This window comes from Amycolatopsis arida (genome assembly GCF_900115565.1).
Taxonomy (GTDB): Bacteria; Actinomycetota; Actinomycetes; order Mycobacteriales; family Pseudonocardiaceae; genus Yuhushiella; species Yuhushiella arida.
Genome location: NZ_FOWW01000004.1, coordinates 176980 through 202387 on the forward strand (window position 1 = coordinate 176980; position 25408 = coordinate 202387).

Annotated in this window: 25 protein-coding genes; 21 read left to right on the forward strand and 4 right to left on the reverse strand. The window is 73.4% G+C overall.

What is annotated here, in order from left to right; translation table 11 throughout:
- Nucleotides 1–28 precede the first annotated feature (28 nt).
- The 3 genes from BM051_RS13870 to BM051_RS13880 form a co-directional block, all read right to left on the reverse strand.
- Complete coding sequence (locus BM051_RS13870; protein WP_092530547.1) at nt 29–1468, reverse strand: wax ester/triacylglycerol synthase domain-containing protein; 1440 nt, start codon at nt 1466–1468, stop codon at nt 29–31.
- Nucleotides 1469–1686: 218 nt separating this feature from the next.
- Nucleotides 1687–2055, reverse strand: a complete 369-nt coding sequence (locus tag BM051_RS13875) for an SSI family serine proteinase inhibitor (RefSeq protein ID WP_243859618.1) — start codon at nt 2053–2055, stop codon at nt 1687–1689.
- A 90-nt stretch (nt 2056–2145) separates the two neighbouring features.
- A complete protein-coding gene (locus BM051_RS13880; RefSeq protein ID WP_092530549.1) occupies nt 2146–3768 on the reverse strand; it encodes a PucR family transcriptional regulator in 1623 nt (540 codons plus the stop codon).
- 121 nt (nt 3769–3889) lie between these two features.
- Between BM051_RS13880 and BM051_RS13885 the strand changes: the two genes are divergently transcribed.
- From BM051_RS13885 to BM051_RS13970, 18 genes are all read left to right on the forward strand, one after another.
- The gene (locus tag BM051_RS13885) at nt 3890–5212 is read left to right on the forward strand and encodes an aspartate aminotransferase family protein (RefSeq protein WP_092530550.1); all 1323 of its coding nucleotides are present in this window, start codon (nt 3890–3892) and stop codon (nt 5210–5212) included.
- Nucleotides 5209–6720, forward strand: coding sequence for a CoA-acylating methylmalonate-semialdehyde dehydrogenase (locus BM051_RS13890; RefSeq protein ID WP_092530551.1), 1512 nt, complete (start codon nt 5209–5211; stop codon nt 6718–6720). Before BM051_RS13885 ends, BM051_RS13890 begins: the two co-directional genes overlap by 4 nt.
- 109 nt (nt 6721–6829) lie before the next feature.
- Nucleotides 6830–7855, forward strand: a complete 1026-nt coding sequence (hrcA, locus tag BM051_RS13895; protein ID WP_092530552.1) for a heat-inducible transcriptional repressor HrcA — start codon at nt 6830–6832, stop codon at nt 7853–7855.
- Between the two features lie 40 nt (nt 7856–7895).
- Nucleotides 7896–9053 carry a molecular chaperone DnaJ gene (dnaJ, locus tag BM051_RS13900; RefSeq protein WP_092530553.1) on the forward strand — a complete coding sequence of 386 codons (1158 nt, stop codon included), beginning with the start codon at nt 7896–7898 and terminating at the stop codon, nt 9051–9053.
- A gap of 94 nt (nt 9054–9147) precedes the next feature.
- The gene (locus tag BM051_RS13905) at nt 9148–9909 is read left to right on the forward strand and encodes a 16S rRNA (uracil(1498)-N(3))-methyltransferase (protein WP_243859619.1); all 762 of its coding nucleotides are present in this window, start codon (nt 9148–9150) and stop codon (nt 9907–9909) included.
- Between the two features lie 594 nt (nt 9910–10503).
- A complete protein-coding gene (locus BM051_RS13910; protein ID WP_092530555.1) occupies nt 10504–10863 on the forward strand; it encodes a histidine triad nucleotide-binding protein in 360 nt (119 codons plus the stop codon).
- A 114-nt stretch (nt 10864–10977) separates the two neighbouring features.
- A complete protein-coding gene (locus BM051_RS13915; RefSeq protein WP_092530556.1) occupies nt 10978–12078 on the forward strand; it encodes a PhoH family protein in 1101 nt (366 codons plus the stop codon).
- A 5-nt stretch (nt 12079–12083) separates the two neighbouring features.
- The gene (gene ybeY, locus BM051_RS13920; protein WP_092530557.1) at nt 12084–12635 is read left to right on the forward strand and encodes an rRNA maturation RNase YbeY; all 552 of its coding nucleotides are present in this window, start codon (nt 12084–12086) and stop codon (nt 12633–12635) included.
- Between the two features lie 13 nt (nt 12636–12648).
- Nucleotides 12649–13992 (forward strand): hemolysin family protein, encoded by a 1344-nt coding sequence (locus tag BM051_RS13925; protein ID WP_092530558.1) that lies wholly within the window; start codon nt 12649–12651, stop codon nt 13990–13992.
- Nucleotides 13985–14350 (forward strand): cytidine deaminase, encoded by a 366-nt coding sequence (locus BM051_RS13930; protein ID WP_092530559.1) that lies wholly within the window; start codon nt 13985–13987, stop codon nt 14348–14350. The genes BM051_RS13925 and BM051_RS13930 overlap by 8 nt, the downstream gene beginning before the upstream one ends.
- 59 nt (nt 14351–14409) lie before the next feature.
- Nucleotides 14410–15315 carry a GTPase Era gene (gene era, locus BM051_RS13935; protein ID WP_092530560.1) on the forward strand — a complete coding sequence of 302 codons (906 nt, stop codon included), beginning with the start codon at nt 14410–14412 and terminating at the stop codon, nt 15313–15315.
- Nucleotides 15316–15513: 198 nt separating this feature from the next.
- Nucleotides 15514–15990 carry a CD225/dispanin family protein gene (locus BM051_RS30650; RefSeq protein WP_092530561.1) on the forward strand — a complete coding sequence of 159 codons (477 nt, stop codon included), beginning with the start codon at nt 15514–15516 and terminating at the stop codon, nt 15988–15990.
- Nucleotides 15987–16439: a DUF2752 domain-containing protein gene (locus BM051_RS13945; RefSeq protein WP_424923291.1), complete on the forward strand. Its 453-nt coding sequence runs from the start codon at nt 15987–15989 to the stop codon at nt 16437–16439. Before BM051_RS30650 ends, BM051_RS13945 begins: the two co-directional genes overlap by 4 nt.
- A gap of 85 nt (nt 16440–16524) precedes the next feature.
- A complete protein-coding gene (locus BM051_RS30345) occupies nt 16525–17430 on the forward strand; it encodes an RDD family protein (RefSeq protein ID WP_092530562.1) in 906 nt (301 codons plus the stop codon).
- 76 nt (nt 17431–17506) lie between these two features.
- Nucleotides 17507–18421 carry an RDD family protein gene (locus BM051_RS28480; RefSeq protein ID WP_134046223.1) on the forward strand — a complete coding sequence of 305 codons (915 nt, stop codon included), beginning with the start codon at nt 17507–17509 and terminating at the stop codon, nt 18419–18421.
- 25 nt (nt 18422–18446) lie between these two features.
- A complete protein-coding gene (recO, locus tag BM051_RS13960; RefSeq protein ID WP_092530564.1) occupies nt 18447–19334 on the forward strand; it encodes a DNA repair protein RecO in 888 nt (295 codons plus the stop codon).
- On the forward strand, nt 19273–20130 hold the full coding sequence (locus tag BM051_RS13965; RefSeq protein WP_092530565.1) for an isoprenyl transferase: 858 nt from the start codon (nt 19273–19275) through the stop codon (nt 20128–20130). The genes recO and BM051_RS13965 overlap by 62 nt, the downstream gene beginning before the upstream one ends.
- A complete protein-coding gene (locus BM051_RS13970; RefSeq protein WP_092530566.1) occupies nt 20127–20555 on the forward strand; it encodes a hypothetical protein in 429 nt (142 codons plus the stop codon). The genes BM051_RS13965 and BM051_RS13970 overlap by 4 nt, the downstream gene beginning before the upstream one ends.
- A gap of 1048 nt (nt 20556–21603) precedes the next feature.
- Here BM051_RS13970 and BM051_RS13980 read toward each other — a convergent pair.
- Nucleotides 21604–21942 carry a hypothetical protein gene (locus BM051_RS13980; RefSeq protein ID WP_092530568.1) on the reverse strand — a complete coding sequence of 113 codons (339 nt, stop codon included), beginning with the start codon at nt 21940–21942 and terminating at the stop codon, nt 21604–21606.
- 383 nt (nt 21943–22325) lie between these two features.
- Between BM051_RS13980 and BM051_RS13985 the strand changes: the two genes are divergently transcribed.
- The 3 genes from BM051_RS13985 (at nt 22326) to BM051_RS13995 (ending at nt 25388) form a co-directional block, all read left to right on the forward strand.
- Nucleotides 22326–23537: a hypothetical protein gene (locus BM051_RS13985; protein WP_092530569.1), complete on the forward strand. Its 1212-nt coding sequence runs from the start codon at nt 22326–22328 to the stop codon at nt 23535–23537.
- Nucleotides 23538–23622: 85 nt separating this feature from the next.
- Nucleotides 23623–24675, forward strand: a complete 1053-nt coding sequence (locus tag BM051_RS13990; RefSeq protein WP_092530570.1) for a permease — start codon at nt 23623–23625, stop codon at nt 24673–24675.
- The gene (locus BM051_RS13995) at nt 24672–25388 is read left to right on the forward strand and encodes a TIGR03943 family putative permease subunit (RefSeq protein ID WP_092530571.1); all 717 of its coding nucleotides are present in this window, start codon (nt 24672–24674) and stop codon (nt 25386–25388) included. Before BM051_RS13990 ends, BM051_RS13995 begins: the two co-directional genes overlap by 4 nt.
- Nucleotides 25389–25408: the final 20 nt, after the last annotated feature.

A 25408-nucleotide genomic window follows, 5' to 3' on the forward strand; every position in this document is an offset into this window, starting at 1 on the left:
GACGCGCCTCGCCCTCCCGGCCCGGTGATCAGTCCCAGGCCGCCTGCCGCGGTCGGTCGGGGCCGGACGTCAGTTCTTCGGCGCCGTTCGGAAAGACGGAGCGGGTCGGCGATCCGGGTCGTGGTGCCAGTGGGTCCAGCTCCTCCGATTCCTCCAGCTCCGTCAGTGCCCGCAGCCACAACCGGCACAGCCCGTCCCCGTCGGGCAAACCGGAGTCGACGGCGAAGCCGACACAGCCGTGGTCCTGGTACGTGGTGAAGTAGGCCGCCAGGGGGTGCCGACGGGGAAGGAAGCCCAACGGCACGACCCGGGTCACTGGTGCGTTCTGGTAGCCCAGCTGATGCGTTGCGGAACGGATGTTGCTGGCGAGCAGGTCGACGTGCCAGCGGGAGAATGTGAGGGCGAAGATCCCCCGGACGAACCAGCGTGGCAGGGCCCGCATTCCGGCCGCCGCCACGCCGATCCGCCCGCCGCCCTTCGCGGTGGCTGTCGCCGCACTGACCCGCCGCAGTCGCTGTCGCGGGTCCTGCTCGTCGCAGGGCAACGCCACCCGCAGGTTCGCCACCCGGTTGCCGAGCGTGTGATCGCCCTCCCTGCGATGCAGGTCGACCGGGATGAGTGTCCACACCGGACGAGGGCCGCGTCGCCATGGCGTGTGCGGCCACTCACGTAGCGCGCTGGCGAGCGTGGCCAGGAAGAGATCGTTGAGGGTGACGCCGTGCCGGTCGGCCAGCGCGCGTAATCGGGCGACCGGGACCGACGTCCACGCGAATCGGCGGTCGCCGGTGCGGCCGCGGGTCGTGAACGACCGGGATGCCAGCGGCAGGAACGCGCGGAGGTACCGAAGACCGCCGCGAAGAACGGTCAGCAGGCCGGCGCTTCTCGTCCGCTCGACGGGCGGGTATGGGGCTGCCGTGGCGGGCTGATCGGGTGTGGTGGCGAGCAGGCGACAGGTCACCGCCACTATCGAGGCGGCGTCCAACAAGGCGTGATGGGCCTTGAAGAGTAGCGCCCACTCGTCGTCGGCGTAGCCGTGGATCAGCCACATCTGCCATGGGGGCCGCCCCCGGTCCAGGCGCCGCGCCATGATGGCATCCACCGCCGCGGGTAACCCGTCGGGCTCGGCCACCCATGTCGAGCAGTGTCGGGTGAGATCCGGTTCCGGCCGGACCCATCCCAGGGTGGGCCCGCGGCGACACACCGCGAACTCGAGCACCGGCAGGCCACCGAGTCGCGCGGCGACGAACCGGGGCCAATCGGCGGCGGGCGGCGACCCGTGAAACAACGCCAGCCCGCCGACCTGCACGTTGGCGACCGGCGTCCGGGCTTCGTAGGCGACGAAGGCGTGTTCGAGCCCGGTGAGTGGCCGGCTCCAGGGCGCTGACGTCACGCCGGCCGCCCGGTGACTGGCCGGGACGAGGCCGGCGCGGCTTCGGCGAGTTCCCGGAACACCGGCGTGCCGGCACACTTCATGGCGACGGTCACCGCGACGTACACGTCCACACCCTTCGAGCTCGAGGCAGTGATCACCAACGCTGGCACGAGGTCATGTGGGCGGCAACCGCGGGATGTCCCTTGTGGGTGATGGCAGAGCGAATTCGCCCGGCCGGAGGACGGTGCACGCTTCGTCGGCGGTGGGGACGGTTCCGGGGCGGGCCCGCTCAGTGGGCCTACCCCGGAACGGGTTCAGAAGCCGAACACGCCGCCGGTCTCGGAGTCGGCCACGCAGCTGTTGGGGTAGGTGGCGCGGAAGTGCACCGGCTTGCCCCGCCAGATGCCGTGCGCCACGGCCTTGACCGGGTCGTAGATCATGATGCAGGACTGTTGCTTGACCGGCAGCTTGGTGAGGTCACCGCCGGCCTGCGCCAGGGAAGAGCACGCCTCCTGCGGGTCGGGGTGGCTGCCGTAGGCCGGGGCACAGTGGAGGGTGACCGTTTTCGCGGCACCGTCGACTTCGTACAAGGACAGCGTCAACGACGCCTCGGGCGGAGCGGCCGGCCCGCCGAGGCATGCCAGGGTCAGCGCGCACGCGGTGATGGGTTCGAAAGGAAACATAGGCATATATTGCCTATCGGCACGGGAGACCCGTCACTGAGTTACTCGGCCGGGTGAAAGTTGGCTGCCACGATCGAGCGATGTGGAGGGTTACGTCGCCGACCGGGACCGCCGCACCTCATGTGCCAGCAGGGCGAAGTGCAGCGACAGCATCGACTCCGGATCCTCCAGCGGCACCCCGAGCACCTGCTCGATCCGGGCGAGCTGCTGGTAGTACGCCGTCCGCGAGGTGTGCGCCGCCGCGGCCGCCGCCGACTTGTTCCCGCCATGGGCGCAGAAATGCCGCAGTGCCCGCAGCAGCCGCCCGCCGGACGCGGCGTCCCTGGCCAGCAGCGGCCCCAGCTCGCGGGCGGCGAACGCGGCCACCCTGTCGTCGTCGGCCAGCAGGTGCAGCAGCCCCCGCAACCGCACGTCCGCCAGCCGGTGGAACCCGTGCGGTGCCGGCTCCCACGCGGCCGCGGCCACGTGCGCCGCCTCGGTGAGGCTGCGCCCGGCGGCGCCGGCGCCGTCCACCGTGGTGCCCGCCGCCACCACCACCGGCACCGCCGACCGCCCCTGCCGCAGCTCGCCGGCCAGCCGCCCGAGCACCACGTCGACGTCGGCCTCCTGGGACAGCGACAGCAGCGCCCGCACCGCGGTGCCGTCCAGGTCGGCCACCAGCGCCGGCACCCGGGCCCGGCGTGCGGCCAGCACTGTCGCCTCGGTCAGCTCCCGCACCACGGACGGCACGGCGGCGGCCGGCGCGGGCGGGGTGGCCGCGGTCAGCGACGGCCGCACCGCCACCCCCACCAGTCGCCGACCGGTCAGCTCGACACCGATCGCCGCGGCCCTGGCGAGCAACTCGGCACCGGGCACCGGAGAGGTGAGCAGCTCACCGAGCACGGTCCGGTGCGCCTGCCGTTCCAGACTGTCGCCGTCCCTGGCCAACAGGCGGTGCACGGCCAGCGCCGATGCCGCCCGCTCGACCACCACCACGTGCCGGTGCGCCGGCGGCTCCGGCGTGACCAGCACCAGCCGCCCCCAGTCGTGCCCGCGCGCCCCGACGACGGTGACCAACCAGCCCGACTCCGCCGCGTATCCGGTGCGCTCCCCGAGCCGCACCGCGCGCGAGCGCTCCGGCCACCGGTCGAGCAGCTCGACCGGATCGGTTCCGGCCGCGTCGTAGGCGAGCACCTCGTGCCCGAGCGACTCCAGCACCACCGGCAGCCCGGTGCCACGGGCCACCTCGCGCAGCACCACCGCCGGCTCCGCCCCGGACACGGTGAGCGCGGTGAACGTCTCGTGCACCTGCTCGGCCGCCCGCAACTCGGCGACCTGCGCGTCCACGATCATCGCGTGCACCGTCTCGGTGACCGTGACGTACCGCGTCTCCCTACCCAGCGTGATCAGCGGGACACCGCGCCGCTCGGCGGCCGCGCGCAGGGCCTCGGGCAGCGCGTCGCTCCAGTGCCGCACCAGCTCCACCACCACACCGGCCACCCCGGCGTCGGCCAGCGAGTCGACGTAGGCGGTGAGCGCGGCGGCGTCGTCGGGCAACGCGATGCCGGTGGTGAGCACCAACTCGCCGCCCTTGAGCAGGTGCGCGATGTCGGCGACTTCCGCGACGTGCACCCACCGCACCCTGCGGTCCAGTCCCGCGGCGCCGGCCACCACGCGGGGCAGGCCGGACCGGACCACCGGCAGCGCCAGCACCTCCGCCACGGTCGGGTACATGCGTGCCTCCTCGACCGTCCCTCGACCACCCGCACCGGAAAGCAGACTGTACGGCTCCCACCGGTACTCGGTACATGTTGTCGGTGGTGGCGGCCCTCCGGCGGCGCCGACACTCGCAGGCATGACCGAAGCGGAGCTGCTGGCCCGCCATCGGGCGGTGCTGCCCGACTGGCTGGCGCTGTACTACGACGAGCCCATCGAGATCGTCCGCGCCGGGGGCCGGCACGTCACCGACGCCTCCGGCCGCACCTACCTCGACTTCTTCGCCGGCATCCTGACCAACGCGATCGGCTACGGCGTCGCCGAGATCAGCGACGCCGTCCGCGCCCAGGTGGACACCGGCGTGCTGCACACCTCCACGCTGTACCTGATCCGCGGCCAGGTGGAGCTCGCCGAACGGATCGCCGAGCTGTCCGGCATCCCGGACGCCAAGGTGTTCTTCACCAACTCCGGCACCGAGGCCAACGAGACCGCGCTGATGCTGGCCACCCAGTACCGGCGCAGCAACCAGGTTCTGGCGCTGCGCAACTCCTACCACGGCAGGGCCTTCGGCACGGTGGCCATCACCGGCAACCGCGGCTGGGCGGCCAGCTCGCTGTCCCCGGTGCGGGTCAGCCACGTCCACGGCGGCTACCGCTACCGCAGCCCGTTCCGTCACCTCTCCGACGCCGACTACGTCGCCGCCTGCGTCGCCGACCTGCGCGACGTGCTCGCCACCACCACGGCCGGCGACGTCGCCGCGATGATCGTCGAGCCGATCCAGGGCGTCGGCGGGTTCGCGATGCCGCCGGACGGCCTGTTCGGGGCGTTCGAGGAGGTGCTCGACGAGCACGGCATCCTGCTGATCTCCGACGAGGTGCAGACCGGGTGGGGCCGCACCGGCGAGCACTTCTGGGGCATCTCCGCGCACGGCGTCGTCCCCGACGTGATGACCTTCGCCAAGGGCCTCGGCAACGGCATGGCCATCGGCGGGGTGGTCGCCCGGAGCGAGGTCATGGACTGCCTCACCGCCAACTCGATCTCCACCTTCGGCGGCAACCCGGTCGCCACCGCCGCGGCCAGGGCCACCCTCGACTACCTGCTGGAGCACGACCTGCAGGGCAACGCGGCCAAGCTGGGCGACCGGCTGGTCGGGGGGCTGCGGGACATCGCCGCCGACCACGACGTCGTCGGTGACGTGCGCGGCAAGGGACTGATGATCGGCGTGGAGCTGGTCCGGCCCGGCACCAGGGAGCCGGGACCGGGAGAGCCCAGCCCGGCCGCGGCCGGCGTGGTGCTGGAGGAGACCAAGGCCCGTGGCCTGCTGGTCGGCAAGGGCGGGCTGCACGGCAACGTGATCCGGCTCGCGCCACCGATGACCCTCACCGCCGAGGAGGCCGACGAGGCGCTGGACGTCCTCGCCGCCGCCGTCGGCGCCGCACAGGAGGAGGTGGCGCCGGCATGACCCGCCGCGTCAGCCACTGGATCGACGGCAAGCCGTGGGCCGGCGTGGCCACCCGCTCCGGAGAGGTGTTCGACCCGGCGACCGGGCGGGTGCGGGCCCACGTGGACCTCGCCGGCCCCGCGGAGGTCGACGAGGCGGTGGCCGCCGCCGCCAGGGCGTTCCCAGCCTGGCGGGACACCGCGCTGTCGGCCCGTACCCGGATTCTGTTCGCCTTCCGCCAGTTGCTCGACGCCCGCAAGGACGAGCTGGCCGCGCTGGTGACCGCCGAGCACGGCAAGGTCGCGGCGGACGCCGCCGGCGAGGTGCGACGCGCGCTGGAGAACGTCGAGTACGCCTGCGGCGCGGGCCAACTGCTCAAGGGCGGGTTCAGCGAGAACGCCTCCACCGGGGTGGACGTCTACTCGATCGCCCAGCCGCTGGGCGTGGTCGGGGTGATCTCACCGTTCAACTTCCCGGCGATGGTGCCGCTGTGGTTCGTGCCCAACGCCATCGCCTGCGGCAACACCGTCGTGCTCAAGCCCAGCGAGAAGGACCCTTCGGCCGCCATCCTCGTCGCCGAGCTGTTCGCCGCCGCCGGCCTGCCCGACGGCGTGCTGAACGTGCTGCACGGCGACCGGGACGCGGTCGACGGGCTGCTGGCCCACCGGGACGTGAAGGCCATCTCGTTCGTCGGGTCCACCCCGGTGGCCCGGTACGTCTACGAGACCGGCACCCGGCACGGCAAGCGGGTGCAGGCGCTCGGCGGGGCGAAGAACCACATGGTGGTGTTGCCCGACGCCGATCTCGACCAGGCCGCCGACGCCGCGGTATCCGCCGGCTTCGGCTCGGCCGGGGAGCGGTGCATGGCCGTGTCCGTGGTGGTCGCCGTGGACCCGGTCGGCGACGAGCTGGTCGCCAGGATCGCCGACCGGATCGCCGGGCTGCGGGTCGGTGACGGCCGCAGCCCCGACTCCGAGATGGGTCCGCTGGTCACCGCGGCGCATCGGGAGCGCGTCGAGTCCTACGTCGTCGCCGGCGTCGCCGCGGGCGCCCGGCTGGTGGTGGACGGCAGGGACGTCACCGTCGACGGGGCCGCCGGCGGGTTCTGGCTCGGCCCCACCCTCTTCGACCGGGTCGAGCCGGACATGTCGATCTACACCGACGAGATCTTCGGCCCGGTGCTGTCCGTGGTCCGCCGGCCGAGCCTCGACGCCGCGCTGGAGCTGGTCAATGCCAACCCCTACGGCAACGGCACGGCGGTGTTCACCGGCGACGGCGGCGCGGCGCGCCGGTTCCAGCACGAGGTCGAGGTGGGCATGGTCGGGGTGAACGTGCCCATCCCGGTGCCGGTGGCCTACTACTCGTTCGGCGGCTGGAAGGACTCGCTGTTCGGCGACAGCCATGCCTACGGCCCCGAGGGCTTCCACTTCTTCACCCGCACCAAGGTGGTCACCGCGCGCTGGCCGGCCGAGCGGGCGGCCCGGCCGGGTTCGGCGCGCCCCGACCTCGCCTTCCCCGGCACCGGCTGAACCAGCGGGCAACGCCCGGCCACCGGCGTGGCCCCGCGGGCACCAACCAGTACGTAAACTCGTTGTCAGCTACGCGCGGGTATCGACGAGCGGTGGACTGGAGGTGCCGATGGCCAACGCCGACGAGCGACGGTTCGAGGTCCTGCGTGCCATCGTCGCCGACTACGTCTCCAACCAGGAGCCGGTCGGGTCGAAGGCGCTGGTCGACCGGCACAACCTCGGGGTCTCCAGCGCGACCGTGCGCAACGACATGGCCGCGCTGGAGGAGGAGGGCTACATCACCCAGCCGCACACCAGCGCCGGCCGGATCCCCACCGACAAGGGCTACCGGTTGTTCGTCGACCGGCTCTCCGAGATCAAGCCGCTCAGTGCCGCCGAACGGCGGGCCATCCACCACTTCCTCGAAGGCGCCATCGACCTCGACGACGTGCTCCGCCGCTCGGTGCGGCTGCTCGCCCAGCTCACCCGGCAGGTTGCCGTGGTGCAGTACCCGATGCTCACCAGGTCGACGGTGCGCCACCTCGAGGTGGTCGCGCTCACCCCCGCGCGGCTGATGCTCGTGCTCATCACCGACACTGGCCGGGTCGACCAGCGCACCGTCGACCTCGGCGACGTGCTCGCCGAGGAGAACGTGTCCCGACTGCGCGACCTGCTCAACGGCGCGCTCGCCGGCCACCGGTTGACCGACGCCGCGGCGAAGGTGTCCGAGCTGCCCGAGCAGGGTCCGGCCGAGCTGCACGACGTGCTCACCCGGGTCTGCACGGTGCTGGTCGAGTCGCTGGTCGAGCACCCCGAGGAGCGGCTGGTGCTCGGCGGCACCGCCAACCTCACCCGTAACGTCGCCGACTTCCCCGGCTCGCTCCGCCAGGTGCTGGAGGCGCTCGAGGAGCAGGTCGTGGTGCTGAAGCTGCTCGCCGCCGTCCGCAACCCCGGTGCGGTCTCGGTGCGGATCGGTGAGGAGAATGAGGACGAGCAGATGCGCAGTACCTCGGTCGTGTCGATCGGTTACGGCATGGACGACCTGCTGCTCGGCGGCATGGGGGTGGTCGGGCCGACCCGGATGGACTACCCCGGCACGATCGCGGCGGTACGCGCGGTGGCCAACTACGTGGGCCAGATCCTGTCCGGCAGGTAGCCGGCGGGCGGCCGGCCTTTTCTAGGAGGACGTCAAGACGGTGGCGAGGGACTACTACGGCATCCTGGGGGTGCCCAAGAACGCGTCCGAGCAGGAGATCAAGCGCGCGTACCGCAAGCTCGCGCGCGAGCTGCACCCGGACGTGAACCCGGCCGAGGACGCGCAGCAGCGCTTCGCCGAGGTCACCACCGCCTACGAGGTGCTGTCCGACCCGCAGAAGCGCAAGATCGTCGACCTCGGCGGCGACCCACTGGACAACGGCGCCGGCGCCGGCATGCGCGACCCGTTCGCCGGGTTCGGCGGGCTCGGCGACATCATGGACGCCTTCTTCGGCGCGGCCACCGGCGGTGCCCGCGGCCGCGGCCCGCGCAGCCGCGTGCAGCCCGGCTCCGACGCGCTCATCCGGCTCGAGCTGACCCTCGAGGAGTGCGCCACCGGCGTCGACAAGGAGATCACCGTCGACACCGCCGTGGTCTGCGACGGCTGCCACGGCGCCGGCACCGCCCCCGGCGCGTCCGTCACCACCTGCGACACCTGCGGCGGGCAGGGCGAGATCCAGTCCGTGCAGCGGTCGTTCCTCGGCCAGGTGGTCACCTCCCGACCCTGCCCGGTCTGCCGCGGCTACGGCGAGGTGATCACCGACCCCTGCCGGCAGTGCGGCGGCGACGGCCGGGTGCGCGCCCGCCGGCAGGTGGTCGCCAAGATCCCGCCCGGCGTCGGCGACGGCATGCGGATCCGGCTGTCCGGGCAGGGCGAGGTCGGCCCCGGCGGCGGGCCCGCCGGCGACCTCTACGTCGAGGTCGACGAGGTGCCGCACGAGGTGTTCGTCCGGCAGGGCCACGACCTGCACTGCAACTTCCGGATCCCGATGACCACGGCCGCGCTCGGCGCCACCATCCCGCTGGAGACGCTGGTCGACGGCGAGGTCGAGATCGACATCGAGCCGGGTACCCAGCCGGGCACCGAGCTCGTGCTGCCCGGCAAGGGCATGCCCCGGCTGCGCTCCTCCGGCCGCGTCGACGGCCGCGGCGACCTGCACGTCCACATCGACGTCGTGGTCCCCACCAAGCTCGACGAGGCGCAGGAGGAGCTGCTGCGCGAGCTGGCGCAGCGGCGCGGCGAGGAGGCACCCACGCTGGCCGGCAATGGCAGCAAGCACGGCGGGCTGTTCGCCAAGCTGCGCGCCAAGAGCCGGTGACCGGGCACCCCCCGGCCGCTGGGAATCCCGCGCGCGAGTCGCTGTTCACGACGTCCCGGGAAGCCCCGCGGGCCAGCGCCGGTGGGGAGGGGGCGTGACCCAGGCCGGCGACAGTACGCCACCGGTGTTCCTGGTGCCCACCCTGCCCGGCGGCCCGACCGGCCTGCTCGACGGCGACGAGGCCCGGCACGCCGCCACCGTCCGGCGGCTGCGCGCCGGCGAGCCGCTCGTACTCACCGACGGCGCCGGCGGGCTCGCCCACTGCACCGTCGAGTCCGTCCGTCCCGGCCGGCACCCCGAACTCCAGCTGCGGATCCACCGGCGCGAGCGAGTGCCCCCGCCCGCCCTGCGGGTCACCGTCGCGCAGGCGCTCGCCAAGGGCGACCGCGGCGAGCTCGCCGTCGAGCTGGCCACCGAGGCCGGCGCCGACGCCGTGCTGCCCTGGCGCGCCGCCCGCAGCGTGGCCCGCTGGGACGAAGGCCCGCGCGGAGCCAAGGCGCTCGCCCGCTGGCGGGCCACGGCCATGGCCGCGGCCAAGCAGGCCCGCCGGGCCTGGGTCCCCGAGGTCGGCGACCCCGTGGACACCCGCGACCTCGCCGACCGGGTCCGCGCCGCCACCCGCGCCCTCGTCCTCGACGCCGCCGCACCCCGCCCGCTGGCCGACCTCGACCTCCCCGACACCGGCGAGCTGCTGCTCGTCGTCGGCCCCGAAGGCGGCGTCACCCCCGACGAGCTCGCCACCCTCACCGCCGCCGGCGCCGTCCCCACCCGCCTCGGCCCCACCGTGCTGCGCACCTCCACCGCCGCCGCCGTCGCACTCGGCGCGCTCGGCGTGCTGACGCCACGCTGGGCCTGACCGCCGCCGACTATCACCGATCTTCGAAACAGCGAACTTTTTCGCGCCTTTTCGGAGCGGATCCTGGCGCGACGACCGGCGGGCCACTAGGCTCGACACGTAGCGCCACAAAGGTTTCGGGCGCCCGGGGGGTCCACTTCTCCTGGGGCGTCGATGTCCCCGCCGGACACCTCCCCCCTCGGTCCGGCGGAGCCGCGGTGGCGATGGAGCGACCCCCAGGTTCCATCGCCCCGCGGCGCCCTCACCTTTCCCGCCCCCTGTTCGCCGGCCTGGTGGCCGGCTTCCCGGGGGCGGTGAGGGCGTGTTTTGTGGGGGCGAAGCCCCCCACACCCCACCCGGAGGGGCTCCGCCCCCCGGACCCCCCACATGTGGTCGCCTTGCCGAGGTTCGTCACCGGCCCGGGCCCCCGTGCCGGGGTGGCCTTGGCGAGGTTCGTCACCGTCAGGGATCTCGATGTGTGGTCACTTCGGGTAGTTCGGGTCTCGTTGTGGTGGGGGGCACCTGCTTTCGTTGCCTGGTCCCTCTCTGCGTGCGGCTTAGCTCGGGGAAGGTGGTCTCGATGGTGGGCGGTGGGGTGGCGTTAAGGTCTGGGTCATGAGTGATGCGGACGAGTTGTTCTTGCGGATCATTGCTCGGGAGGTTCCGGCTGACGTCGTGTACGAGACCGAAACGACACTGGCGTTCCGGGACATCAAGCCGCAGGCCAGGACGCACGTGCTGGTCGTGCCGAAGACGCGCTACCGCAACGTCGCCGAGCTCGCCGCCGCCGACCCGGGGCTGCTCGCCGACGTCATCGCCACCGCGCACAAGGTCGCCGAGCTCGAGGGCATCGCCGGCAGCGGCTACCGCGTCGTGTTCAACACCGACGCCGACGCCGGGCAGACCGTGTTCCACGTCCACGCCCACGTCCTCGGTGGCGAGCAGCTGGGCTTCTTCGGCCGCTACCGCTCCTGAGCCCGCCCGCGCCGGGGTAACCGACTGCGCGGGCCCCGGCGGTGCCGCTAGCATCGAGGGAGACCAGACGAAACCGACGAGCAGCGAACCCGCAGAAAGCAGGCCCGAACGCACGTGGCCGGTACCGCACAGGATGGCGCCGCCCGCTCCCCGCTGAACGGAGACGTCTCCCGCACCGAGGAGACCGCCGACCAGGAGACAGCGCGGACACCCGACACCGGGGCGGCCGCCGAATCGGCACAGTCCAAGTTCCCCATCCCTGACGCCGCGGCGCTCATCCTGCTGGGGTCGCGTGACGAGAACCTCCGCATCGCCGAGGACCTCCTCGAGGCTGACGTGCACGTGCGGGGCAACGAGGTCACGCTCACCGGCTCCGCCACGGCCGTCGCCTTCGCCGAACGGGTGTTCACCGAGCTGGTCACCCTGGTCGGCCGCGGCCAGCAGGTGGGGCCCGACACGGTCCGGCGCACCGTCGGCATGCTCTCCGCCGGCGGCGCCGAGTCGCCGTCGGACGTGCTCAGCATGGACATCCTGTCCCGCCGCGGCCGCACCATCCGGCCCAAGACGCTGAACCAGAAGCGCTACGTCGAGGCCATCGACAAGCACACCGTCGTGTTCGGCGTCGGCCCCGCGGGCACCGGCAAGACCTACCTGGCCATGGCCAAGGCCGTGCAGGCGTTGCAGGCCAAGCAGGTCACCCGGATCCTGCTCACCCGGCCCGCCGTCGAGGCCGGCGAGCGGCTCGGCTACCTGCCCGGCACCCTGTACGAGAAGATCGACCCCTACCTGCGGCCGCTCTACGACGCGCTGCACGACATGGTCGACCCCGAGTCCATCCCGCGGCTCATGCAGGCCGGCACCATCGAGATCGCGCCGCTGGCCTACATGCGCGGCCGCACGCTGAACGACGCGTTCATCATCCTCGACGAGGCGCAGAACACCACGCCCGAGCAGATGAAGATGTTCCTCACCCGGCTCGGCTTCGGCTCCAAGATCGTCGTCACCGGCGACATCACCCAGGTCGACCTGCCCAACGGGCAGCGCAGCGGCCTGCGGGTCGTCCGGGACATCCTCGACGGCGTCGACGACCTGCACTTCGCCACCCTCACCAGCCAGGACGTCGTGCGGCACCGGCTGGTCGGCGACATCGTCGACGCCTACGAGAAGTGGCAGGCCAACCAGGACGCGAAGAACGGCTGGAAGGGCCGCCGGTAAGCACCGTGAGCATCGAGATCGCCAACGAGTCCGGCGTCCGGGTCGACGAGGAGTCCATCGTCTCCGTCGCCCGCTTCGCCCTCGACCGGATGGAGGTCAGCCCGCTCGCCGAGCTGTCCGTCCTGCTGGTCACCCTCGACGTCATGGAACACCTGCACGAACGGTGGATGGACCTGCCCGGCCCCACCGACGTGATGGCCTTCCCGATGGACGAGCTGGAGTCCACCCGTCGACCGGACGCCGCCGAGGCGTCCCCGGCGCTGCTCGGCGACATCGTGCTGTGCCCCGCCTTCGCCAAGGACCAGGCTCACACCGCTGGCCACTCGCTGCTGGCCGAGCTGCACCTGCTGACCGTGCACGGCGTGCTGCACCTGCTCGGCTACGACCACGCCGAGCCCGCCGAGGAACGCGAGATGTTCGCGCTGCAGAAGCGGATCCTCGGCGAGTACCAGGCCGCGACGGCGGCCGCCCGCCGGCGCGACGCCCAGCGCGACGCCGACGACCGCCTGCTCGGCACGGTGGGCCTCGACGGGGGGCCCGTCGAGTCGACCGAGTGACCGGCCGGCAGCCGTGATCGACTCCGTCCCGCTCCTCGTCGTCGCCGCGGTGCTGGTGCTGCTCGGTGGCGTGTTCGCCGCCGCCGACGCCGCGATCAGCACCGTGTCCAGGGCGATGGCCGAAGGGCTCATCCGGCTCGGGCGGGTCGGCGCCCGCCAGCTCGCCCTCGTCGTCGACGAGCGCCGCCGGCACATCAACCTGCTCCTGCTGCTGCGCATGGGCTGCGAGCTCACCGCCACCGTGCTGGTCACCGTGGCGTTCCTGCGCTCGATCGACCCCGACGGGCTGGCCGTGGCCGCCGCCGCGGCGGTGATGGTCCTGGTCAGCTACGTGCTCGTCGGGGTCGGCCCGCGCACCATCGGTCGCCAGCACCCCTACCGAGTCGGCCTCGTCGTGGCCGGGCCGGTGCGCGTCCTCGGCTCGGTGCTGGGGCTGCTCAGCCGGCTGCTCATCGTGCTCGGCAACGCCATCACCCCGGGCAAGGGCTTTCGCGAGGGTCCGTTCACCTCGGAGGTCGAGCTGCGCGAGCTGGTCGACCTCGCCGAGGAGCGCGGCGTCGTGGGCACCGAGGAGCGGGAGATGATCCACTCGGTGTTCGAGCTCGGCGACACGGTGGCCCGCGAGGTCATGGTCCCGCGCACCGAGATCGTCTGGATCGAACACACCAAGACCGTGCGGCAGGCGCTCGCGCTGTCCCTGCGCACCGGGTTCACCCGGCTGCCGGTGATCCGCGAGTCGGTCGACGACATCGTCGGCGTGGTCAACCTCAAGGACCTGGTGCGAGCCGCGCTGGCCGAGGACGGCATCGCGCGGCCCGTGGAGGAGCTGATGACCGCCGCCAGCTTCGTCCCCGACTCGAAACGGCTCGACGAGCTGCTCCGGGAGATGCAGGTCACCCGCAACCACATGGCGATCGCCGTCGACGAGTACGGCGGCACCGCCGGCCTGCTCACCATCGAGGACATCCTCGAGGAGATCGTCGGCGAGATCACCGACGAGTCCGACACCGCCGAGCGGCCCCCCGTCGAGCACCTCGACGAGCGGACCGTGCGGGTGTCCGCCCGGCTGGGGGTCGACGACCTGGCCGAGCTGTTCGGACTGGAGCTGGACGACCACGACGTGGAGACCGTGGGCGGTTTGCTCGCCCAGCGGCTCGGTAGGGTTCCGTTGCCCGGCGCCGAGGCCGAGGTCGCCGGCCTGCGGCTGCACGCCGAGGGCGGCAAGGACCGGCGCGGCCGGATGCGGATCACGACGGTGGTGGTGCACGCCGAGGACGAGCGCATCGCCGGGCGGCGGCTTCGGGTGAGCAAGCCGGACGACGGTGACGAGCGGGACAGGAGCGTCGAACATGCCTGAGCACGGGGCCGAGCTGGCGGCCGAGGACGAGAAGTTGGTGGTGCTGGCCCGCTCCGCCAGGGCGCGCACCCAGGCCGAGGAGGGCGCCGCCGTGCGGGACACCGACGGGCGCACGTACGCCGCGAGCACCGTCCGGCTGCCGTCCTTCGCGCTCACCGCGCTGCAGGCCGCCGTCGCCGCGGCCGTGTCCAGCGGCGCCGAGGGCCTCGAGGCCGCCGTCGTGGTCAGCGAGCGGCCGCTGTTCGACCAGGCGTCGGTGCACGCTCTCCGCGACGTCGCCCCCAGGGCCAGCATCGTCCGCGCCGACCCCTCCGGCGCCGTCCAGGAGGTGCTCCGGCTCGACGGCACGGACGGCTGACCGCACCGGCCCGGACGCGCCCGGCGCCCGCGGGGGGCCATGGTCGACAATGGTCGGTGATGAGCACTCCGCCAGAGCACCGGTCCGGGTTCGCCTGCTTCGTCGGCCGCCCCAACGCGGGCAAGTCGACGCTGACCAACGCGCTGGTCGGCACGAAGGTCGCGATCACCTCCAGCAAGCCGCAGACCACCCGGCACGCCATCCGGGGCATCGTGCACCGCCCCGACGCGCAGCTGGTGATCGTCGACACTCCCGGATTGCACCGCCCGCGCACCCTGCTCGGCCAGCGGCTCAACGACGTCGTCCGGGCCACCTGGTCCGAAGTGGACGTGGTGGGACTCTGCGTTCCGGCCGACGAGCGGATCGGGCCCGGTGACCGGTTCATCGCCGGCGAGCTGACCAAGGTCGCCCGCCGCACCCCGGTGGTCGGCGTCGTCACCAAGACCGACCTCGTGCCGCCGGAGCGGGTGGCCGAGCAACTGCTGGCCCTGGAGAAGGTGCTGGACTTCGCCGAGCTCGTCCCGGTCTCCGCGGTGGACGGCTACCAGGTGGGCACCCTCGCCGACGTCCTCGTGGGCAAGCTGCCGGAGGGGCCGCCGCTCTACCCCGAGGGCGACCTCACCGACGAGCCCGAGCAGACCCTGATCGCCGAGCTGGTCCGGGAGGCCGCGCTGGAGGGCGTCCGCGACGAGTTGCCGCACTCCATCGCGGTGACGATCGAGGAGATGCTGCCCCGCGAGGGCCGCGCCGACCTGGTGGACATCTACGCCGTCGTCCACGTGGAGCGGCCCAGCCAGAAGGGGATCGTGCTCGGGCACCGGGGGGAACGGCTGAAGGAGGTCGGCACGCGCGCCCGCCGGCACATCGAGGCCCTGCTGGGCAGCAAGGTCTACCTCGACCTGCACGTCAAGGTCGCCAAGGACTGGCAGCGCGATCCCAAGCAGCTGCGCAGGCTGGGCTTCTGACCCGCCGGGGACGGCGGTGACCGACCGACCGGCGGGCGATCACGATCTCGATGTGGTCATGGTCATGGTGGCGCGCTGTGGTGGATCCTGGCGGCCGCGGGTGTCGTCACACTCAGCGTGTTCGACGGCACCACCGGGTACTAGCCCCACCGCCTGGGGCGCTGGCCAGCGGGCCAGGGACGAGCAGGGGAGGACCAGGTGACGAACCCGTACCCGGGGCAACCGGAGGGCCAGGAGCCCGACGCGCGGCAGTACGGCCAGCCGGGGCAGTACGGGTACCCGGCCCAGTACGGCCAGCCGGGTCAGTATCCGGCGCAGTACCCGGGTCCGTATCCGGCGCAGTATCCGGCGCAGTATCCGGCGCAGTATCCGGCGCAGGGCCCGTACGGGCAGCCGGTGTACGGCCCGCCGCCGGATAACAACCTGGTGTGGGGCATTCTCACCACGATCTTCTGCTGCCTTCCGTTCGGGATCGTCTCGATCGTCAAGGCCAGCCAGGTCAACACGTTGTGGGCGCAGGGCTTCGCGGCCGAGGCGCACAAGGCCGCCGACGACGCCAGGACGTGGGCGATCTGGTCGGCCGCCGCGACGGGGATCGTGCTCGTGTTGTACGTGATTCTCATCGCGGTCATGCTGCTGGCCGTGGGACTGTCGTGGGACGAGGTCACGCCGTGATCACCGGCGAGCTCCCGAGCGCGCCGGTACGTGGGCCGCGGAACATGCTCCGCGCGCTCGGGCCGCCGCTCGCGGTCGTCGCCGGCGGGGCGGTCTGCGCCGGCGTGCTGCTCTGGGCCGACCCCACCACGCCCGGCGGACCACTGCCGGTGTGCCCGACCAAGGCACTGTTCGGGCTCACCTGCCCCGGCTGCGGCACGCTGCGGATGCTCTACAGCCTGCTGCACGCCGACGTCGGCGCCGCGCTGCACTTCAACGCCGTGGCCGTGGCCGCGCTGCCGCTGCTCGCCTGGAGCATGGCCGCGTGGACCGTGGTGCGGCTGCGGGGCCGCCCGGTGCGCACGTGGCAGCAGTGGCGCTGGGCGCCGGCCGTCATCGGGATCGTGTTCGTCGGCTGGTTCGTGCTGCGGAACCTGCCGTTCGCGCCGTTCGCCGCGTTGAAGGTCTGACGCCCGTGGGGCAGGGCCGCCACGCCGGGGCCGGACGGTACGCTGCCGCAGCGCACACGCATCATCGTGACCTCAGGGGGAGAGCATGACCAGTCCCTACGGCCAGCAGCCGGCCGGGCAGGGCCAGCCGGGCGGCGGCTTTCCCGGGCAGCAGCCCTACGGCCAGCAACCGTACGGCCAGCAGCCAGGCTCGGGGGCCTTCCCGGCCCAGCAGCCGGGCTCCGGCGGCTTCCCGGCCGCGCAACCCGGTTACGGGGCGCCCCCCGGGGGCTTCCCCGCGGGCCAGCAGCCGTACGGCCAGTCGGGCGGGTATCCCGGCCAGCCCTACGGGGGTTATCCCGGCGGGCCGCAGAACCTGGCCAGCTGGGGCCAGCGGGCGGGCGCGTACCTCGTCGACGGGCTGCCGGCGGCCATCCTCCCGCTGATCGGGATCCTGGTCGCGCTCGGCTCGCCCACCGCCGGCGTCATCATCGCCATGCTCGGCTGGCTCGTCGGGCTGGGCTGGCTGATCTACAACCGGTGGATGCAGGGCGGAAACACCGGGCAGTCGCTGGGCCGGCGGATGCTCGGCATCACCCTGGTCGGCGAGCACACCGGGCAACCGATCGGCGCGGGCAACGCCTTCGTCCGCGACCTCGCCCACTTCCTCGACGGCCTGCCCTGCTACATCGGCTTCCTCTGGCCGCTGTGGGACGAGAAGCGGCAGACCTTCGCCGACAAGGTGATCGGCACGCTGGTCGTGCCGGCACCGGCCGCGCCGAACGGCCAGCCCGGGTTCGGCGCCCCGGGGCAGCCCTACGGCGGTCACCCGCAGCAGGGCGGCTTCCCCTCGCAGGGCGGTTACCCGCAAGGCGGCTACCCGCAAGGCGGCTACCCGCAGCAGGGCCAGGCACCGGGCTTCCCGCCGCAGGGTCAGCAGTACGGGCAGCCCGGCGGGTTCGGCCAGCACGGCCAGCCGCCGCAGGACGGGCACCCCCCGCAGCAGTGGTGAGCCCGGCCGGCGGGCGCCGGCTTCCCGGTGACGCAGCTTCCCGACGATCCAGCCTCCCGGTGAGCCGGTGCCGCCGATGACCTCCCCACCGCACCCCGAGCGGCCGGGCCCCGACCCCACGATGGCCGGCGGAGCCGGCTGGGCCGCGGCCGACCCCGCACCGTCTCAGTCGGGATCGTTCCCGCTGTCGCCCGATGCCGCGCCGTCCCACCTTCAGCCGCCCCCATCGGCGGCGGGTCCGTCGGCCGCCCAGCCGGCACCGGCCGATCCGTTCCCACCGGCCGACCCGCCCCCACTGGCCGGACCGTACGCAGCGGGCGGACCGTACCCAGCGGCACAGCCCGGCACGGGTCACCCCGCTCCGCCGTACTCGCCGGGATGGACCGCCCAGGCCGCCCAGGGGCACGTCCCGCCCGGCTCGCCGTATCCCGGACACCCGTACCCGGGGTATCCGCCGCCGATCGCCGCGGGCGGTGGCTTCCCCTGCGGCCCCGAGGGCGACCTCGCGCTGGCCGGGCTTGGACCGGTGCGCCGGGCCGGGATGGGTCGCCGGTTCGCCGCGCGGTTGCTCGACGGGCTGCTCCTGCTGGTCGTGCTCGGCGCGCTGGTCGGCGGGGTCGTCGGCCTGCTCGCGGCCCGGGGTGCCTTCGACCGCGACGACCCGCCGCTGTGGGCGCTGCTCACCCTGATCGTGCTGGTGTACTGCGTCGCGCCGCTGATCCCGCCCGCCTACGAGATCGCGATGGTGGCCCGCGGCGGCGCCACCGTGGGCAAGCGCGCGCTCGGCATCCGCGTGGTCCGCACCGCCGACGGCGCGTTGCCCGGCGTCGGGACGAGCTTCCTGCGGTTCCTGGTGCCGTTCGGGGCGAGCTGGGTCAGCTGCGGCCTCGGCGGCCTGCTGGTGTACCTGTCACCGGTGTTCGACCGCTCGCCGGCCCAGCAGGGCTGGCACGACATGGCGGCGAAGACCATGGTGATCCGCGCCCGCTGACGGATGCGGATGCGACCATGGAAGGGTGAGTCTCTACCGCGACACCGGGGTGGTGCTGCGGGTGCACAAGCTCGGTGAGGCCGACCGGATCATCACCCTGCTCACCCGCCGGCACGGCAAGGTGCGCGCCGTCGCCAAGGGCGTGCGCAGGACGAGCTCCCGGTTCGGCGCGCGGCTGGAGCCGTTCGGGCACGTCGACGTGCAGCTCTACACCGGGCGCACGCTGGACGTGATCACCCAGGTGGAGACGGTCGACGCGTTCGCGCTCCCGCTGGTCGCCGACTACCAGCGCTACACCGCGGCCAGTGCGATCACCGAGACCGCCGACCGGCTCACCGCCGAGGAGGGCGAGCCGGCGCTGCGGTTGTACCTGCTGGTCACCGGCGCGCTGCGGGCGCTGGCCACCACCGACCGGGACGCCTCGCTGGTGCTGGACGCGTTCTTCCTGCGGGCCATGGCCTTCGCCGGGTGGGCCCCGGCCATCACCGAGTGCGCCCGGTGCGGGCTGCCCGGCCCGCACCGGGCGTTCAGCGTCCCCGCCGGCGGCTCGCTGTGCGCCCGCTGCCGGATGGCCGGCTGCGTCCACCCCGCGCCCGAGGTGCTCGTGCTGCTCGAGGCGCTGCTGCACGGCGACTGGGCCGCGGCCGAGCGGAGCGCGCCCGGCACCCGGCGGGACGCCAGCGGGCTGGTCGCCGCGCACCTGCAGTGGCACCTGGAACGGCAGCTGCGGTCGTTGCCGCTGGTGGAACGGCGCCGGGAGGCGGCCGACCCGGGCAGGTTAGGGTCTGACGGGTCGGCCGGGACGGATTTCCGCGGCGGGCCGAGTACGGAGTCGGACAGGGAGGTGTCGGGTGCGGCGCAAGGAACGGGAGGCGGCGCCGGCGGCATCGATGGCGCGGCTACGGGCACCTGACCCGCACCCCTCCGGCGCCCGGCCGCCGGAGATCCCCCGGGAGTTGCTGCCCCGCCACGTCGCGCTGGTGATGGACGGCAACGGCCGCTGGGCCAACCAGCGTGGCCTGCCGCGGATCGAGGGGCACAAGCGCGGCGAGGCGGTGATGATCGACGTCGCCAGCGGGGCCGTCGAGCTGGGCATCGAGTGGTTGTCGGTGTACGCCTTCTCCACGGAGAACTGGAAGCGCAGCCCCGACGAGGTGCGTTTCCTGATGGGGTTCAACCGCGACACCATCCGCCGACAGGTCGACTACCTCGGCTCGATCGGGGTGCGAATCCGCTGGGCGGGGCGCCGGCCCCGGCTGTGGCGCAGCGTCATCAAGGAGCTGCAGGCCGCCGAGGAGAAGACCAGGCACAACACCAGGTTGAACATGACGATGTGCGTCAACTACGGCGGGCGGGCCGAGCTCGCCGACGCGGTGCGGCGGATCGCCACCCTCGCCGCCGAGGGGAAGATCAACCCGGCGAAGGTCGACGAGCGCACGATCGTGAGGTACCTGTACCAGCCGGAGATGCCCGACGTGGACCTCTTCCTGCGGCCCTCCGGCGAGCTGCGCACGTCGAACTTCCTGCTCTGGCAGTCGGCCTACGCCGAGTTCGTCTTCCAGGACACGCTGTTCCCCGACTTCGACCGCCGGCGGCTGTGGGACGCCTGCCTGGAGTACGCCCGGCGGGACCGGCGGTTCGGCGCGGCGCTGGACCGCGCGGCCGAGTCGGCCACTCTCGCCACCCCCGCCGCCGGAGCGAGCTCATGACCACCGAGGCCGCCGACACCGCCGCGCTGCTCACCCTCGCCCGGCAGTCGCTCGAGCGGTTCCTCGAGGTGCACGTCGACGACGACGGCGCGCTGACCTTCTCGCACGCCGACGTGCCGTGCGTGGTGCAGGCGACTCGGCTCGCCGAGGGGCTCACCGTGCTCAGCCTGACCTGCGTGGTGGCGTGGGACCTGCCGGACGACACCGCGTTGGCCGCGGCCGTCGCCGAGCGGGCCGGCCAGGGTCTGTTCGGCACGCTGGGCGTGGTGCACACCGAGCGCGGGCTGGACCTGACCCTGCGCTACGCGTTCCCCGCGGGGGGCATGGACTCCGCACCGCTGGGCACGCTGCTGATGCTGGTGGTCTCCACCGCATCGCAGGTGCGGGCCGACCTGCTCGGCCCCGGCGAGCCCACCACCGGCTGAGCACGCCCCGCGCTGCCCGGGAGGTCCGCGCTCGGGTCGTTCCCGGGCGGACACCGCCGAACGTGGCGGTGGGTGAGCGCTCGACGACTACGCTTGTCCGCCGCGGGTCGGTGTGTCGGGAGGGTGTCGAATGCCGGAGTTTCGTCGGGTCGACAACGTGGGCGACGACGCCGAGCCGGCTCCGGTTGAGCGGTTCGATCCGTTCGAGCCGGCGCCGGACCAGCGCGAGGTCGACGCGGCCGACCTGCTGCGCCTGCTGGCCGAGCCGGTCGACGCCGCGTGGCGTCGGGGACCGAGCCCGGCCGCGCCGACCTTGCTGCTCGAGGACGCCCACGTCACCGGCTGGCTCGACCTGTGGGGCGCCGACCTGCCGTATCGGCTCCGGTTCGAGCGCTGCCGGTTCGAACGGCCCCTGGATCTGCGTGAGGCGCGCCTGCTCGGCCTGGAGTTCCGCCACTGCTGGCTGCCGGGACTGGCGGCCCGCCACCTCCACAGCCGCGGCGACGTGTGCCTCGTCCGCAGCGCCGTCGTGGCCGACGAGGTGTCCGAGGACGGCGCGGCCACGGTGCGTCGGGGAGTGGTCGCCGAGCACGAGCCGCCCGCCGGTGCGGTCGACCTCACCGATGCCGCCATCGGCGGCTCGCTGGTGCTCACCAGGAGCGCGCTCCGGCATCCGGGCGGCAGTGCGCTGCTGGCCGACCGGCTGGTCGTCACCGGTGAGCTGTCAGCCCGCCGGCTCCGGGTGAGCGGCGAGGTGCGGGTCCACGGCCTGCGCACCGGTGGCGACGTCATCCTCTCCGGGGCCACCCTGGACAACCCGGCGGGCGTCGCGCTCAGTGGGGAGGGCCTGCGGGTCGGTGGCAACCTGCTGGGCGAGAGGGACCAGGACGAGTCTCGCCGGTTCAGCGCCGAGGGGGTGCTGTACCTGCCCAACCTCGCGGTGGCCGGCGACGTCGTGTTCCGCGACGCCCGGCTCACCGGCGCCCTGACCGACGAGCGCGCCCACGCGATGAGTGCCGGTGGTCGGGCGGCGCTGGTCGCGGACCGGCTACGTGCCGGTGGCAACGTCGAGCTGAGTGGGCAGCTCGAGGCCACGGGGGCGATCCGGATGCCCAACGCCCACATAGCAGGTTCGCTCCGGCTCGCGCGGGCCCGCATCGAGATGCGGCGCCATGGGTACGAGCCATTCCCCGGCCCGGCCGTGCTCCTGGACGGCGTTGAGATCGCCGGCGACCTCGAGGGCACCGGGCGGATCCAGGGGCAGGTACGGCTCGTCGGCGCGACCGTGCACGGCGACGTGTGCCTGAACGCGACGGTCCATGGCGACGGACGCGAGGCCCTGTTGGTCAGCCGAGCCAGTGTTTCCGGCGACCTCGTGCTCGCGCACTGCACCATGGACGGCACTCTTCGCCTGGACGACGTGACCGTCGGCGGCAGCATCGACCTGCGCGGTACCAGGGCACGGCATCCCGAGCTGGCCAGGTCGAAAACCTGGTCCGTGGACCTCCGCGCGGCGCGGGTCACCGGTGACGTCCGACTCACCGATGGCTTTCGCGCCGAGGGTGGAGTGACTCTGGCGGGCGGCACGGTCGGGCGTCGGATCGACATCACCGGCGGCGAGCTGGCCTGCTCGCGGATGGGCATGGGCGGGATCGCGTTCGACGCCAGCGCCACCGCCGGTGAGTTCGTGCTGGCCCCGAGGAGGCCACCGGAGGGCAGGGTCGTGCTGCGGGGCGGGCGCTGCGGCACGCTCCGCGACTCCCCCGAGCTGTGGCGGGCCACCGGCGGGCTGGACCTGGTGGCTTCCGCTACGGCACGCTCGACCCGCCGATCGCGCCGTCAAACGACAAGGCGGTCGACCAGCGGTTGGCGATGCTGCGCGCCGGTCTCCGCGACTACCTGCCCGGGCCCTACGACCAGCTCGCCGCGACGCTGCACGCGAGCGGCAACGACCGGCAGGCCGCGAGGGTGCTGCTGGCCAAGCAGCGCTCCCGCTACGACTCGCTGGCCCGCGCCCACCCGGTCCCCCGGGTCGGGATACGGCTGTGGAGTGGGCTGCGGCGCTGGACGGTCGGCTACGGGCACCGCCCGGTGCGCGCGCTCGGCTGGCTGGCGGCACTGCTCGCGCTCACCGCGGCCGTGCTCACGACGACCGACCCCGACAGCAGAACCCGCGACTGGAGCCTGGGTGTGCTCGCGGTCGTGGGATTCGTTCTCCTCGCGACCGCGGCCGGCGGCGTCGGCACCTACCTCGGCGACCGGGCGGCCCTGTACCACCACGCCGCGGCCAGCCCGTTCGCTCCGGTTGGGCCGGGGGTCGGCTTCCGCACCGGCGGTGAGGGCCTCGTGCCGTTCCGCCCGAAGCGGCATGCATGGGGCGACCCGCTGGCCGATGAACCGGCACCCGTGCTCCCCGAAGCCACTGACTCGGCCGCCGAGGACACGCTCGTGGTCGAGGCGTACCTGGACACCGACGATCCGCTGGTCGCCCGCTCGGTCTTCACCGCACTGGACGACCTCGTGGAGGTGCTCGGCTACGAGCGCCCGGAGCGGGAGCACGTCCTGCGTGGTTCGTGGTGGCGCCGAACCACGACGAAGCTCGGGGAGTGGCTCGGTTCCGACGAGATGCGGGCCCGCCGGATCATGGTGGAGCGGGCGCTGCAGCTGGCCACCGTCGAGCAGGCGCAGGCGGAGGTCGACGTGAAGTCGGCCGAGGCGGTCGCCAACCTCGTGGCCTCCCTGCAGGACGTCCCGCAGGCCTGCCTGCGGGTCGGGTCGATCCTCCTGGTGAAGTACCAGGGTGACCACGGGGAGGTGGTGCTCTCCCGCACCCTGTCCCAGGTGGAGATCAAGGCGCTCGAACGCTTCCCGGAGATCCAGACCAAGCCACGTCACGTCCTGGACTCGCTCGCCACCGCGGTCGCCAGCCTCGACGACATCGGCGTCGAGGACGTGATCGGGAAGAACGAGCCGACGGTGTGAACCGGAAGGCGCCGAACCGGCGCGAGCCGGTCCAGGGTGGCGGTCCGGCGCGGCCGGTCGACCGCGTCTGGCAGCATTGCCGCCAATGGGAACCGTTTTCGACAGTGTGCCCGCTGAGCCCACCGAGCCCACCGAGACCACCGGGCCGGTGGCCGCGCGCCCGCGCCGCGGCAGGATCAGCTCGGTCGAGGTGCTCTGCGCGGTCCTGCTGGTCGCGATCCTCGGCCAGTCCTGGCTGCGGTCGGTGCTCGACGTGCCGGCCCTGCGCACCGGCGCCACGGTGTTCGTCGCGGTGTGCGTGCAGGCCCTGCCGTTCCTCGTGCTCGGCGTGCTGCTCAGTGGCGCCATCGCGGCGTTCGTCCCGGCGCGGGCGCTGCGCAGGGTGCTGCCCCGTCGGCAGGGCGCCGCGGTCGGCGTCGCCGGGCTCGCCGGGGTCGCCCTGCCCGGCTGCGAGTGCGCCTCGGTCCCGGTGGCCCGCCGGCTGATCGGTCAGGGCGTGGCCCCGGCGGCGGCGCTGACCTTCCTGCTCGCCGCGCCGGCGGTGAACCCGGTGGTGCTGGTGGCCACCGCGGTGGCGTTCCCCGGCGAGCCCGGCATGGTGCTCGCCCGGTTCCTCGGCTCGCTGGGCACCGCCGTGATCATGGGCTGGTTGTGGGCGCGGTGGGGCCGGCTCGAGTGGATCGCTGAGCGCGCGTTGCGCCGCCTGCCGGAGGTCGCGCCCGGCGCGCGGTGGCGGACGTTCACCGAGATCGCCCGCGCGGACCTGGTGGACGCCGGCGGGTTCCTGGTGCTCGGCGCGCTGATCGCGGCCGCGATGAACGTCCTGGTCCCGGCCGAGTGGTTCGGCGTGCTCGGCTCGCAGATCGTGCTCGGCGTCCTGGTGATGGCCGTGCTCGCCGTGGTGCTGGCGCTGTGCAGCGAGGCCGACGCGTTCGTCGTCGCGTCGCTGAGCGCGCTGCCGCTGCTGCCCCGGCTGGTGTTCCTGGTGGTCGGCCCCGCCGTCGACGTGAAGCTGGTCGCCATGCAGGCCGGCACGTTCGGCCGGTCCTTCGCGTTCCGGTTCGCCCCGGTCACCTTCGTGGTGGCGGTCTGTTGCGCGGTGCTCGCCGGGGTGCTCGTGCTGGGCGGTGTGCGATGAGGCGGGAGACCCAGAACGTGCTGCTGATCCTGCTCGGCGGCGCGCTGCTGAAGATCGCGCTCAACGGCGACTACCTGCGCTACGTCAAGCCGAGCCAGCAGCCGTGGATGCTCGGCGGGGGAGCGGTGATGGTGGCGCTGGGGGCGATCGCCATCGTGCGCGACCTGCTCGCCGCCCGTGCCGCGCGGGATCCGGCCGAGGGCGGGCACCACCACCCGGCCCGCTCGGCGTGGCTGCTCATGGTGCCGGTGCTCGCGGTGTTCCTGGTCGCGCCGCCGGCGCTGGGCGCCGACTCGGTCGTCCGCACCCAGGCGCGGGCCCCGCAGAGCGAACCGCCCAGGGCTGCGGCGGCGTTCCCCGCGCTGCCGGAGGGTGCGGTGGTGCCGCTGGGGATGGCCGAGTTCGTCGCCAGGGCGGGCTGGGACGACACCGGCAGCCTGCACGGCCGCACGGTGTCGCTGTCCGGCTTCGTGGTGCGCGCCGACGGCGACGTCCTGCTGGCCAGGATGCGGATCGGCTGCTGCGCGGCGGACGCGTTCCCGGTGACCGTGCGGCTGCTGGGGGACGGGGTCACCGGACTCGCCCAGGACACCTGGGTCGAGGTGACGGGGCAGCTAATGCCGGGCAGCGCCGACCGGCGGGACCACACCCCGGACCTCACCGTGGCCACCGTGCGCCCGGTGCCGGTGCCCGAGGACCCCTACGAGTACTGAGCCAGCACCGAGCGGGCTGG